The sequence below is a fragment of the Bacillus sp. LNXM12-1 genome, from assembly GCF_003004375.1.
Lineage (GTDB): Bacteria > Bacillota > Bacilli > Bacillales > Bacillaceae > Bacillus.
Genome location: NZ_PVWX01000001.1, coordinates 198,133 through 211,391 on the forward strand (window position 1 = coordinate 198,133; position 13,259 = coordinate 211,391).

At 43.0% G+C, this 13,259-nt stretch carries 14 protein-coding genes; 13 read left to right on the plus strand and 1 reads right to left on the minus strand.

Going from position 1 to position 13,259, the window contains the following annotated elements; genetic code table 11:
- The first annotated feature begins 3 nt into the window (after window positions 1-3).
- The 7 genes from rlmN (at window position 4) to spoVM (ending at window position 6,229) form a co-directional block, all read left to right on the plus strand.
- Window positions 4-1,086, plus strand: coding sequence for a dual-specificity RNA methyltransferase RlmN (rlmN, locus tag C6Y07_RS01020; RefSeq protein ID WP_034662441.1), 1,083 nt, complete (start codon window positions 4-6; stop codon window positions 1,084-1,086).
- Between the two features lie 3 nt (window positions 1,087-1,089).
- Window positions 1,090-1,860, plus strand: coding sequence for a Stp1/IreP family PP2C-type Ser/Thr phosphatase (locus C6Y07_RS01025; RefSeq protein ID WP_034662439.1), 771 nt, complete (start codon window positions 1,090-1,092; stop codon window positions 1,858-1,860).
- Window positions 1,854-3,809, plus strand: coding sequence for a Stk1 family PASTA domain-containing Ser/Thr kinase (gene pknB / locus C6Y07_RS01030; RefSeq protein ID WP_106156139.1), 1,956 nt, complete (start codon window positions 1,854-1,856; stop codon window positions 3,807-3,809). The genes C6Y07_RS01025 and pknB overlap by 7 nt, the downstream gene beginning before the upstream one ends.
- 12 nt (window positions 3,810-3,821) lie before the next feature.
- Entirely contained in the window at window positions 3,822-4,718 is an 897-nt protein-coding gene (gene rsgA / locus C6Y07_RS01035; RefSeq protein WP_106156141.1) for a ribosome small subunit-dependent GTPase A, read from the plus strand.
- Between the two features lie 3 nt (window positions 4,719-4,721).
- Window positions 4,722-5,372, plus strand: a complete 651-nt coding sequence (gene rpe / locus C6Y07_RS01040) for a ribulose-phosphate 3-epimerase (protein ID WP_106038753.1) — start codon at window positions 4,722-4,724, stop codon at window positions 5,370-5,372.
- 60 nt (window positions 5,373-5,432) lie between these two features.
- A complete protein-coding gene (locus tag C6Y07_RS01045; protein WP_106047784.1) occupies window positions 5,433-6,077 on the plus strand; it encodes a thiamine diphosphokinase in 645 nt (214 codons plus the stop codon).
- Between the two features lie 71 nt (window positions 6,078-6,148).
- Window positions 6,149-6,229 carry a stage V sporulation protein SpoVM gene (gene spoVM / locus C6Y07_RS01050; protein WP_008354550.1) on the plus strand — a complete coding sequence of 27 codons (81 nt, stop codon included), beginning with the start codon at window positions 6,149-6,151 and terminating at the stop codon, window positions 6,227-6,229.
- Between the two features lie 69 nt (window positions 6,230-6,298).
- On the opposite strand, the gene rpmB is transcribed toward spoVM, so the two are convergent.
- Window positions 6,299-6,487, minus strand: a complete 189-nt coding sequence (gene rpmB, locus C6Y07_RS01055) for a 50S ribosomal protein L28 (RefSeq protein ID WP_003212514.1) — start codon at window positions 6,485-6,487, stop codon at window positions 6,299-6,301.
- 271 nt (window positions 6,488-6,758) lie between these two features.
- Between rpmB and C6Y07_RS01060 the strand changes: the two genes are divergently transcribed.
- The 6 genes from C6Y07_RS01060 (at window position 6,759) to fapR (ending at window position 13,250) form a co-directional block, all read left to right on the plus strand.
- Window positions 6,759-7,121 (plus strand): Asp23/Gls24 family envelope stress response protein, encoded by a 363-nt coding sequence (locus C6Y07_RS01060; RefSeq protein WP_003211680.1) that lies wholly within the window; start codon window positions 6,759-6,761, stop codon window positions 7,119-7,121.
- Window positions 7,122-7,136: 15 nt separating this feature from the next.
- On the plus strand, window positions 7,137-8,810 hold the full coding sequence (locus C6Y07_RS01065; protein WP_060596227.1) for a DAK2 domain-containing protein: 1,674 nt from the start codon (window positions 7,137-7,139) through the stop codon (window positions 8,808-8,810).
- A 149-nt stretch (window positions 8,811-8,959) separates the two neighbouring features.
- Window positions 8,960-9,622, plus strand: coding sequence for an L-serine ammonia-lyase, iron-sulfur-dependent subunit beta (sdaAB, locus tag C6Y07_RS01070; protein ID WP_034662425.1), 663 nt, complete (start codon window positions 8,960-8,962; stop codon window positions 9,620-9,622).
- A gap of 20 nt (window positions 9,623-9,642) precedes the next feature.
- Window positions 9,643-10,545, plus strand: a complete 903-nt coding sequence (gene sdaAA, locus C6Y07_RS01075) for an L-serine ammonia-lyase, iron-sulfur-dependent, subunit alpha (protein ID WP_034663849.1) — start codon at window positions 9,643-9,645, stop codon at window positions 10,543-10,545.
- Window positions 10,523-12,571 (plus strand): ATP-dependent DNA helicase RecG, encoded by a 2,049-nt coding sequence (gene recG, locus C6Y07_RS01080; protein WP_106156143.1) that lies wholly within the window; start codon window positions 10,523-10,525, stop codon window positions 12,569-12,571. Before sdaAA ends, recG begins: the two co-directional genes overlap by 23 nt.
- A 112-nt stretch (window positions 12,572-12,683) precedes the next feature.
- Window positions 12,684-13,250 (plus strand): transcription factor FapR, encoded by a 567-nt coding sequence (gene fapR, locus C6Y07_RS01085; protein WP_024424199.1) that lies wholly within the window; start codon window positions 12,684-12,686, stop codon window positions 13,248-13,250.
- Window positions 13,251-13,259 lie beyond the last annotated feature (9 nt).

Genomic DNA, 13,259 nt, shown 5'->3' on the forward strand with positions numbered 1-13,259 from the left:
AAAATGACAGAACAAAAAGTAAGAAAAGAACTGAAAACAGATATGCCGTCGATTTATTCATTTGAGCTTCACGAAATGAAAGAATGGTTAAAAGAACAAGACGAAAAGCCTTTCCGCGCAGCTCAAATTTTTGAGTGGCTTTATGAGAAACGTGTGACATCCTTTGATGAAATGTCTAACCTCTCCAAAGATTTAAGAGAAAAATTAAAAGATCAATTTACAATCACAACTTTAAAAACCGTGATCAAACAAACGTCTCAGGACGGAACGATCAAGTTTTTATTTGAACTGCATGATGGCTATACAATTGAAACAGTGCTTATGCGTCACGAATATGGAAACTCTGTCTGTGTCACGACTCAGGTTGGCTGTAGAATTGGCTGTACATTCTGTGCATCTACACTTGGCGGTTTAAAACGAAACCTTGAAGCGGGAGAAATCGTTGCACAAGTATTAAAAGTGCAGCAGGCACTTGACGAAACAGATGAGAGAGTCAGCTCTGTTGTCATCATGGGAATTGGCGAACCGTTTGATAACTTTGAAGAAATGCTTGCCTTCCTTAAAATCATCAACCATGACAACGGCTTAAATATTGGTGCACGTCATATTACAGTTTCGACAAGCGGAATCATTCCAAAGATTTATCAATTCGCTGATGAGCAAATGCAAATCAACTTTGCTGTATCTCTGCACGCACCGAACACAGAGATCAGAAGCCGCCTGATGCCGATCAATAAGGCATATAAGCTGCCAAAATTAATGGAAGCCATTGAATACTACATTCAAAAGACGGGTAGACGTGTCAGCTTTGAATACGGCCTGTTTGGCGGAGTAAATGATCAAGTTCACCATGCGGAAGAACTTGCAGACCTTTTAAAAGGAATCAAGTGCCACGTAAACCTCATTCCGGTGAACTATGTACCAGAGAGAGATTATGTGAGAACACCTAGAGAACAAATCTTCCTATTTGAAAAAACGCTGAAAGAACGCGGCGTAAACGTAACGATTAGACGAGAGCAAGGCCATGACATTGATGCTGCTTGCGGTCAGCTAAGAGCGAAGGAGCGTCAGGAAGAGACGAGGTGACGAATGTTGATAAGGGCAGCCTTTCTAACCGATACAGGAAAAGTCCGTCAGCATAATGAAGATGATGCAGGTATTTTTGAAGCAAAAGAAGACTCACTTCTCGCTGTTGTAGCAGACGGCATGGGAGGTCATCTTGCTGGTGATGTCGCCAGCAAGATGGCAGTCTCTTCTTTGAAAGAATACTGGGAAAAAACATCTTCAATTCCAGAAAAGCCAGCCGATCAAGAAAGCTGGTTAATCTCAAAAATCAGTGACATTAATGACCAAGTATATGAACATGCGAAAAACAATGAGGAGTGCCAAGGAATGGGGACGACCATTGTGTGTGCGCTCGTTCATTTGCAAACGGTCACAATTGCGCATATTGGAGACAGCCGCTGCTACCTGCTAAGAGAAGGAGCGCTGACCCAATTAACGGATGATCATTCACTTGTGAATGAACTTGTGAAAACAGGTGAAATTTCAAAAGCGGATGCAGAATATCATCCAAGAAAAAATGTGCTCACGAAAGCATTAGGAACAGATAAACGTGTTCAAATTGATGCACGCACCTTTGAAGTGGACCCAGGAGATCAAATCCTGCTTTGCTCAGATGGTCTATCGAATAAAGTAGAAGAAGAGAATTTGATTCATATTTTAACGCAAACGAACGCACCAGAGGAAAAAGTAACAGAGTTAATTCAAACAGCGAATGACAACGGCGGTGAAGATAACATTACAGCAGTACTGTTAGAAATCTCCTCCCAGCCAGAGGAGGGTGACAGCAAGTGTTGATCGGAAAAAGGATCAGCGGCCGTTATCAGATTCTTCGCGTCATAGGCGGAGGCGGAATGGCAAACGTCTATTTGGCGGAGGATATGATTTTAGATCGCGAAGTAGCGATTAAAATTTTGCGGTTTGACTTTGCGAGCGATGATGATTTTATTAGACGATTCCGACGGGAAGCGCAATCAGCTGCAAGCTTAGATCATTCGAATATTGTCAGCATCTACGATGTAGGGGAAGAAGATGATATTTATTATATTGTGATGGAATATGTCGAGGGGATGACGCTGAAAGAATACATACACGCCAATGGCCCGCTTCATCCGAAAGAAGCCGTTCGCATCATGGAGCAAGTCGTTGCGGCGATGGAAGAAGCCCATGCGAAACAGCTCGTCCACCGTGACATTAAGCCTCACAATATATTAATAGACAATATGGGGAATATCAAAGTCACTGATTTTGGGATTGCCATGGCACTCAGCTCAGCGACCATTACCCATACAAATTCTGTCCTAGGCTCCGTGCACTATTTGTCTCCAGAACAAGCACGCGGAGGTCTTGCAACGAAAAAGTCAGACATCTATTCGCTTGGGATTGTGCTTTATGAACTCATCTCAGGACGCATGCCATTTGAAGGGGAATCGGCTGTCAGTGTCGCACTGAAGCATTTGCAATCAGAGCCTCCATCTGTGAGGAGATGGAATCCTTCTGTTCCACAAAGCGTGGAAAACATCATTTTAAAGGCGATGGCCAAAGATCCATTTTATCGATATGAAGATGCATCTGAAATGCAAAAAGACTTAAAAACCGCTTTCGATCCAGCCAGATTAAAAGAAAAACGCTTTGTCATTGAAGAAGACCATGAAGCAACGAAAGCGATCCCAATCATTCAAGATCATCTAATCGATCAAGACAATGAAAAAACAGCTGTCCACCCGGCTCAAAAACCGAAGAAAAAAGAGAAACAAAAGCCGAAAAAGAAACGAAAAAAATGGCCATGGATTGTGGCATCCATCTTATTTATTTTGACCGCTGCGACGATTTTAGCCATCACTGTGTTTCCAGGGCTGCTTTTTCCAAAAGATGTTGAGGTCACGGATGTATCTGGCATGACGGTTGAAAAAGCAGAAGATACCTTGAAGAAAGCTGGGTTCACCGTCGCTTCGGAACCAATTGAGATCGCTGATGAGAAAATTGAAAAAGGGCTTGTCGTCAAAACAGATCCGAAAATCGGCACAAAGGTAAAAGAAGGGACAGAAATTCAGCTTTACGAAAGTACTGGCAAGGAAAAGACCGAATTACCTGATGTTACAGGCGAAAAGGCCGATAAAGCAAAAGAATTATTAGAGAAAAAAGGGTTTAAACAGGTCGTTGTGGAGGAAGTGAATGATAATGACACCGAATCTGGGATTGTCATGGAACAGAATCCTTCAGCGAATACAGAGCTTGTAGCAGCAGATGAAGAAGTCACGTTGACTGTCAGCATAGGTCCTGCCGATATTACATTACGTGATTTAACGACGTATAGTAAGCAGGCGGCATCGAATTATTTAGAGGATAACGGATTAAAGCTTGATGAAAAAGAAGCGCATTCTGACGAAGTACCAAAAGGCGAGGTCATGAAGCAGGAACCAGGAGCAGGAACTGCTGTTAAACCAGGTGATACGGTCAAGATTACATTCTCTCTTGGACCGAAGGAAAAACCAGCCAAAACGGTGACTGAAAAGATTGCGATCCCTTATGAACCAGAAACGGAAGGGCAGGAGATGAATGTCCAAATTTCCATTGATGATGCGGAGCATAGCATCTCTGATTCATATGAAAGCTTTAAAATCACTGCGCCGACTGAGCGGACCATTAAGTTTAAGATTGAACCAGGTCAAAAAGGATATTATCAAGTGACGGTTGATGATAAAGTCGTAAGCTCTAAAACGATCGAATACCCTGATGATGAATAAAGGAGGGACTTTATGCCTGAGGGCAAAATTATTAAAGCATTAAGTGGATTCTACTATGTGCTGGATGAGTCACAAGAAAGTGGAAAAGTGGTTCAGTGCAGAGCAAGAGGCATTTTTCGAAAAAACAAAATCACACCTCTTGTTGGAGATTATGTCGTGTATCAAGCAGACAACGATAAAGAAGGCTACTTATTAGAAGTAAAAGAACGGACAAACGAACTTGTTCGTCCCCCTATTAGTAACGTCGATCAAGCGGTACTTGTTTTCTCAGCAGCAGAACCAACCTTTAGCACATCACTCTTAGACAGATTTTTAGTGCTTGTTGAAGCCAATCATATTGAGCCGATTATCTGCATCACTAAAATGGACTTATTGAAAACAGATCAAGAGCGTGAAACTATCGAGGCATATGCAGACGACTATCGGCAAATGGGCTATGATGTTCATTTAACCTCTACGATGGAGGGAGACGGAATTGAGAAGCTGACCCCGCATTTTCACAATAAAATTACGGTATTTGCCGGTCAGTCTGGTGTAGGCAAGTCCTCCCTTTTAAATGCGATGAGTCCTGAATTGGCGCTGAAAACAAATGATATCTCATCCCATCTCGGACGAGGAAAGCATACGACAAGGCATGTTGAACTTATTCGAACAGCAGACGGGCTCATTGCAGATACTCCTGGCTTTAGCTCGCTCGAATTTACTGGCATCGAAGCAGAAGATCTAGGTCTATACTTTTTAGACATCAGAGAGCGGAGTGCAGATTGTAAATTTAGAGGCTGCCTGCACGTGAAAGAGCCTGGCTGTGCGATAAAAGATGCGGTCGAGCATGATCAAATCAGAGAGTATCGCTATCAGCATTATTTAGAGTTTTTAACTGAAATCAAAGACAGAAAGCCGAGGTACTAAATCATGGTTTATATTGCCCCTTCCATTTTATCAGCAGATTTTGCCAATTTGGAGAAAGATATCCGTGATGTGGAACAAGGCGGTGCGGATTACATTCATATCGATGTCATGGACGGTCATTTTGTACCGAATATGACATTTGGGCCGAATGTTGTCGAAGCGATCAGACCGCATACGCGTCTTCCGCTTGATGTTCACTTAATGATTGAGCAGCCAGACCGGTATATTCCTGCATTCGCAAAAGCAGGCGCTGATATTATTTCTGTTCATGTGGAAGCTTGTCCGCACTTACACCGAACAATACAGCACATTAAAGAACAAGGTGTAAAAGCAGGGGTCGTCTTGAATCCTCACACACCTGTTTCTCACATTGAGCATGTATTAGAGGATGTGGACCTTGTGTTATTCATGACGGTAAATCCTGGTTTTGGGGGACAAGCATTTATTCCATCTGTTCTCACGAAGGTAAAAGAAGTAAAAGCACTGAGTGAACAAAAGGGCTTAACCGATTTACTGATAGAAATAGACGGTGGTGTCAATGTAGAAACTGCAAAGGATTGCAAAGAAGCAGGCGCTAATTTACTTGTAGCGGGCTCAGCGGTATACAGTAAAGACAACCGCGCAGCAGCGATCCAGGCAATTCGAGAAGCGTAAAGAAAGGAACCAAAGTCATTGTGATCTTTGGTTCTTTTTATATAGAGAGGAGCGTATATCATGCACATACATATCGTAGCCGGCGGTCCTTTTGGATACATTCCGCCACTTGAACATGAAGCATCACAGAAGGATATTCTCTGGATTGGCGTAGACCGTGGAACCCTCTTCTTACTAGAGCAAGGCATCATCCCTGCCAAAGCCTTTGGTGATTTTGACAGTGTGACAGAAGAAGAGCTTCGGGAGCTGAAAGAAAAATTGCCTGCCCTGAATGTATTTCAAGCTGAAAAGGATGAAACCGATTTAGAGCTTGCACTGAACTGGGCATTGAGTCAGCATCCAGCACATATTTACATCTACGGTATTACGGGAGGAAGGGCTGATCATTTTCTAGGAAATATCCATCTTCTTTACAAAGGGATTCAGCACAAGCAGAATATCACCCTTGTAGACAAACAAAATATCATTCAAATGTTTGAACCTGGTACATACGAAATAAAAGAAGATCAGGATAAAAAATATGTGTCGTTTCTACCCTTTGGAACACCGGTTGAAAAGCTGACATTAAAAGGTTTCAAATATCCACTGAAAAATTGTCATATTGAGCCTGGTTCCACACTATGTATTAGTAACGAACTCATCCACTCAAATGGTACTTTTTCTTTTCATGAAGGCATATTAATAATGGTAAGAAGCAAAGATTGACCAACCTATCAATGTGGATGGCTGATTAAGCTCAATTGTGCTGCAAGCGGTACTTTTAGGAGGGGGACAAAATGAAATTTTATACAATCAAACTGCCTAGATTTCTTGGCGGCATTGTCCGTGCGATGCTTGGTTCATTTAAGAAAGATTAATGAGTAATCTCCTTTATTTCCACATAAAAACGCCTGCTACAATTAATTGTAGCAGGCGTTTACTCTTGCTTATACACGCTCAACTTTACCAGATTTCAAAGCTCGAGCTGATACATATACTCTTTTAGGCTTACCGTCCACTAGAATACGAACTTTTTGAAGGTTCGCGCCCCATGTACGTTTTGTAGAGTTCATTGCGTGAGAACGGTTGTTCCCAGCTTTTGTTTTTCTGCCTGTAATAACGCATTTACGTGCCATTTGTTTCCCTCCTAACTGCGAAAACATCATCATATTCTTCATATACGTACTTAGAGATGCCTCAAGATACTTTAATAATTTACCACAGCTTCAAGGGGTTTGCAAGGATTGTTTACTCCTCTTTCAAGAAAAATACCTTGACATCTTGATAAAAAATCAAGGCTATAGTATAAGTAGGATTGGGTCGGATTGAATGATTTCTTTTAAAAAGAAGGGTCTTATAGTAAAATAGTGATAACTCAGGGCAATTTCTCAAAAAGGGGGAACCAATGTGTCCATTGAACTTAGAACGAAATACGGACAAATTGATATATCAAATGAAGTCATTGCAATGGTGGCAGGAGGCGCTGCGATCGATTGCTATGGTATTGTTGGGATGGCGTCCAAAAATCAAATCAAGGACGGCTTGACGGATATTCTCCGCAAAGAGAACTTCAGCCGGGGTGTTCTTGTGCGTCAAAAAGAAGACCGCATTCATATTGATATGTACATCATCGTCAGCTACGGTACAAAAATATCAGAAGTCGCACATAATGTTCAAACGAAAGTCAAATATACGATTTCTCACACAGTTGGACTTTCTGTTGATTCGGTCAACATTTATGTACAAGGAGTAAGAGTTACGAACCCGTAGTAAGGAGGAAATATATTGTCTATTAGAAATCTTGATGGCCGCTCATTTGCAAAAATGATTCTTGCAGGTGCTCACCATCTTTCTCAAAACGCACAAATTGTTGATGCGTTAAATGTTTTTCCAGTGCCAGACGGAGACACGGGGACAAATATGAATTTGTCGATGACTTCAGGGGCAAAAGCAGTTGAAGAAACAAATACCGATCATATTGGGAAGGTCGGCGTGGCCCTGTCAAAAGGGCTGTTGATGGGCGCAAGAGGAAACTCAGGCGTGATCCTTTCACAGCTCTTTAGAGGTTTCAGTAAACATATTGAACAAAAAGAAACGATTGATGCAAAAGAATTTGCCCTTGCCTTACAGGCAGGTGTTGATACAGCATATAAAGCCGTGATGAAACCGATTGAAGGGACCATCTTAACGGTTGCAAAGGATGCAGCAAAGAAAGCGGTTGCTGTTTCAGCAGCAGAAAATGACATTGACCGCGTTCTTGAGTTAACGATTGAGGAAGCGAGAGCATCACTTGATCGAACGCCAGATCTGCTTCCTGTTTTAAAAGAAGTGGGCGTTGTCGATAGTGGGGGTAAAGGACTTCTGTGCGTATATGAAGGTTTCCTTGCTTCATTAAGAGGAGAGGACCTCCATCTGAAAGCGGCCTCTTTGCCAACGTTAAAAGAACTTGTCAGTGCAGAGCATCATAAAAGTGCACAAAGCCATATGAACACTGAAGATATCGAATTTGGTTATTGTACTGAATTTATGGTGAAATTTGAAGAAGACAAACAGTCCTTTGATGAGAATGCCTTCAGAGAAGACTTAAGCGAATTCGGAGATTCACTTCTTGTAGTGTCTGATGAAACGCTGGCGAAAGTTCATATTCATGCAGAGCAGCCTGGAGATGTCTTATCCTATGCACAGCGCTACGGCAGCCTGATCAATATGAAAATTGAAAATATGAGAGAGCAGCATAGCTCGATTGTGAACGAAGAAAGAGAACACGCGCCCGCTGCACCAAAGGCACCTGCTGCTGAAAAACAGCGCTTTGGAGTAGTCAGTGTCGCAATGGGAGAAGGAATTGCTGACTTGTTTAAAAGTATCGGAGCTTCCGTCGTCATTGAAGGCGGACAGACGATGAACCCGAGCACAGAAGACATTGTCACAGCAATTGAAAGCGTACATGCCGAAACCGTCTTTATCTTACCTAATAATTCTAATATTGTCATGGCAGCGAAACAGGCGGCAACTGTCTCAAGTCGTGAGGTCGTTGTCATTCCGACGAAGACCGTTCCCCAAGGAATGTCGGCACTTCTTTCTCTAAATGAAGCAGCTTCAAATGAAGACAACGAAGCAGCGATGCTAGAAGCGATTGACCACGTGAAAAGCGGCCAAATTACCTTTGCAGTGAGAGATACCCAAATTGATGGTATTGATATTGCCAAAGGCGATTATATGGGTCTCTTTAACGGGAAAATTACCTTAACCGCGAAAAATCAATTAGATGCAGCAAAAGAGCTTTTGACCAAAATGGTGACAGAAGATGATGAGATTGTCACGATCATTAAAGGGGAAGATGCATCATCTGAAGAGATGGATGCGTTAGAAGCCTTTATTGAAGAAACATTTGAAGAGGTAGAAGTTGAAGTCCACGATGGAAAACAGCCGCTTTATTCATATATTTTGGCTGTTGAATAACGAAAGAAGGGCAAATAAAGCCCTTCTTCTTCTTTTGCAATTTTTTACTAGTGATTCAACGGTGAAATGAGTTGCGGGAAACGAATGAATCCATTAGTCTAAAGAAAGAACCAAACCAATATGTGAGTGGTTATGAGAGGGGAAGACCTATGAAATTTAGAAGTGTGTTTGATATTATTGGACCCGTCATGATTGGTCCATCAAGTTCGCACACAGCGGGTGCGGCTCGTATAGGAAGAGTGGCTCGCAGCTTATTTGGAAGAGAACCGAAACAAATTGTCGTTTCATTTTATGGCTCTTTTAAAGATACGTATAAAGGACACGGTACAGATGTCGCCATTATCGGCGGTGTTCTTGACTTTGATACATTTGATGAACGCATCAAAACAGCGATTGATATTGCAAAAAGCAAAGAGATCGACATTGAATTTAAAGAAGAAGATGCGGTGCCAGCGCATCCGAATACAGCAAAAGTAGAGATATCAGATGCAAATGGAAAGCTTGAATTAATCGGGATTTCCATCGGCGGTGGTAAAATTGAAATCACTGAACTGAATGGCTTTGAGCTCAGGCTTTCAGGAAATCATCCTGCCATTCTTGTGGTTCATAACGATCGCTACGGCACGATTGCAGCAGTGGCCAATGTGTTAGCGAAATTCGCCATCAACATCGGTCATATGGAAGTGGCACGTAAAGATGTCGGGCAAGAGGCTCTGATGACCATCGAAGTGGATCAAAATATTGACCCAGCTGTCCTATCAGAGCTTGAAACGCTGCCAAACATTATTCAAGTCACACAAATTGCAGAGTAACAACAAGGAGGTTATGAATGATGTTTAAAAACGTCAAAGAACTCGTGCAGCTAACAGAAGAACGGAATACCTCCATTTCAGAAATAATGATCGCGCAAGAAATGGAAGTGACAGGGAAGTCACGTGAAGATATTTTCTCCCAGATGTACCGCAACCTAGAAGTGATGGAACAGGCCGTAGAAAACGGGCTGAAAGGTGTGAAATCATTATCAGGTTTAACAGGCGGAGATGCGGTCAAGCTTCAAGCATATATCGCATCAGGCAAAACGCTGTCTGGACATACAATATTAGATGCTGTCAGTAAGGCAGTGGCAACGAATGAAGTCAATGCCGCAATGGGGACGATTTGTGCAACGCCTACAGCAGGCTCAGCAGGTGTTGTGCCGGGTACGTTATTTGCAGTAAAAGAAACATTAAAGCCAACTAAGGAACAAATGGTCAGGTTCCTATTCACCTCTGGCGCATTTGGCTTTGTTGTGGCCAATAATGCGAGCATCTCTGGTGCAGCAGGCGGCTGTCAGGCAGAGGTAGGTTCAGCATCAGGTATGGCGGCAGCAGCCATTGTCGAAATGGCAGGCGGTACACCTCAGCAATCTGCTGAAGCGATGGCGATTACACTGAAAAATATGCTTGGACTTGTTTGTGACCCAGTAGCTGGACTTGTCGAGGTACCGTGCGTAAAACGAAACGCAATGGGTGCATCAAATGCGATGATCGCAGCAGATATGGCACTTGCCGGCATCACAAGCCGTATTCCATGTGATGAAGTCATTGATGCGATGTATAAAATCGGTCAAACCATGCCAACGGCACTTCGTGAAACAGCACAAGGCGGACTTGCTGCAACACCGACAGCAAGAGAGCTTGAAAAGAAGATTTTCGGAGGTGTGACCTCATCTCGTGATACAGAAACTGCAAGATAATGTCTCTGTCCTCAAAGGGATTGGAGAAGAAACCGAAAAAACACTCAATGAACTTGGAATCTATACAGTAGCCGATTTGCTTGGCTACTTTCCTTATCGATATGACGACTATGAGCTTCGTAATTTAGAAGAAGTTAAGCATGATGAACGTGTCACAGTTGAAGGGAAAGTGCACAGTGAGCCCGTCCTCACCTATTATGGAAAAAAACGAAGCAGGCTGACATTCAGGCTGCTTGTCGGGCGTTTTCTCATCACAGCGATTTGCTTCAATCGCCCTTATTTAAAACGAAGCCTTGTTTTAGGTGATACAGTATCCGTCACTGGGAAATGGAATAAAAACCGTCAATCCATCATGGTGCAGGAATTTAAAAAAGGGACGCACGAGCAAGATGGCAGTATAGAGCCTGTTTATTCAGTAAAAGAAAATGTAACCGTGAAGATGATGAGACGCTTTGTGAAACAGGCCCTGTCACTTTATGTAGACAAAGCTGAAGATCCACTGCCAAAGCAGCTTGTCTCTACCTATAAACTCATGTCCTATCAGGAAGCATTAAAAACCATTCACCTGCCAGAAACAAGAGACTCGCTCAAGCAAGCAAGACGCCGCTTTGTGTACGAGGAATTTCTCATCTTTCAGTTGAAGATGCAGGCAATCAGAAAGAAAGAGCGAGAAAAAACATCAGGCATCCAGCATCCGTTTTCCAAAGAGGCTGTTTTTGAGTTTGTTCACAGCCTGCCATTTCCGCTGACGAAGGCACAATCAAGAGTGCTTGATGAAATTATGTCTGATATGGCATCCCCGTACCGGATGAACCGTCTGCTTCAAGGGGATGTAGGCTCAGGGAAAACAGCTGTTGCAGCCATTGCACTTTATGCCGCTCATTTATCCGGCTATCAAGGTGCATTAATGGTCCCAACAGAGATTTTGGCAGAACAGCATGCAGATTCACTTTACCAGCTGTTTGAAAAATGGGGACTGAATATCGCCCTTCTGACAAGCTCTGTGAAAGGAAAGCGCCGCAGAGAATTGCTGGAACGTCTAAAAGAGGGCGAGATTGATATATTAGTCGGTACGCATGCGCTCATTCAAGACGAAGTCGAATTTCAGCAGCTCGGTCTTGTTATCACAGATGAGCAGCACCGGTTTGGCGTAGAACAGCGAAAAAAACTAAGAAGTAAAGGGCAGGACCCAGATGTCTTGTTTATGACTGCCACACCTATTCCGCGAACACTTGCAATCACTGTTTTTGGAGAAATGGACGTATCCGTCATTGATGAATTACCAGCCGGCAGAAAACAGATCGAAACGTATTGGGTCAAGCATGACATGCTTGAGAGGATTCTTGCATTTGTGGATAAAGAGCTGAGAAAAGGAAGACAGGCGTATATTATTTGTCCGCTCATAGAAGAATCAGACAAGCTGGATGTGCAAAATGCGATCGATGTCCACAGTATGCTGACAGAGGCTTACCGCGGTAAGTGGTCGATCGGCTTAATGCACGGTAAACTGGCGAGTGACGAAAAAGATCAGGTGATGAGAGACTTTACAGCAAATGAAGTACAAATTCTCGTTTCAACCACAGTCGTTGAAGTCGGGGTCAACGTACCGAATGCGACTATCATGGTCATTTATGATGCAGACCGCTTCGGACTGTCTCAGCTTCATCAGCTCAGAGGCCGGGTTGGACGCGGAGAGCATCAATCATTTTGTGTTTTAATGGCGGATCCAAAATCAGAAACGGGGAAAGAGCGGATGCGGATCATGTCCGAAACAACCGACGGTTTTGAGCTGTCTGAAAAGGACTTAGAACTAAGAGGACCCGGCGATTTCTTCGGTAAAAAACAAAGCGGAATGCCTGAATTTAAAGTAGCAGATATGGTTCATGACTACAGAGCGCTGGAAACCGCTAGAAAAGATGCGGCAGAACTTGTGCAATCAGACGCATTTTGGACAGACCCCGAATACAAAGAACTTCGGCAAACACTTGTAGACAGCGGGGTGCTGGGCGGAGATAAATTAAGCTGATCAAGCGCTGGAGGAATTTTCTTGTCTTTTTGAAACAAGGATTGATTTATCATCTATGAGATTATATACTACTATTAGTACCTAGTCATAAATGTACGGATGGTGTCTGCATATGAAACTAAATAAAAAAGAACGTCAAAAGCTTCTCCAGCAAACGATCAGCTCGACTCCGTTCATTACTGATGAAGAATTGGCAAGTAAATTCGGTGTAAGCATTCAAACGGTTCGTCTTGATCGTTTGGAACTGTCGATTCCTGAATTACGCGAAAGAATTAAGCATGTGGCCGAAAAGACATTAGAGGATGAAGTGAAGTCACTTCCGCTGGATGAAGTGATTGGAGAAATGATTGATGTAGAGCTTGATGACCAAGCCATTTCCATTTTAGAAGTGAGAAAAGAGCATGTATTTAGCCGAAATCAAATTGCCAGGGGACATCATCTCTTCGCCCAGGCTAATTCGCTCGCAGTAGCCGTCATCGACGATGAACTGGCGCTGACAGCAAAAGCGAATATCAGATTTACAAGGCAGGTTAAACAAGGCGAACGAGTCGTCTCAAAAGCTAAAGTAGCCTCACATGATAAAGAAAAAGGCAGAACTGTAGTTGAAGTAAACAGCTATGTCGGTGAGGAAGTTGTCTTCTCAGGTGACTTCGTCATGTATCGCTCAAAACAAAAGTAAAAGGTGGCA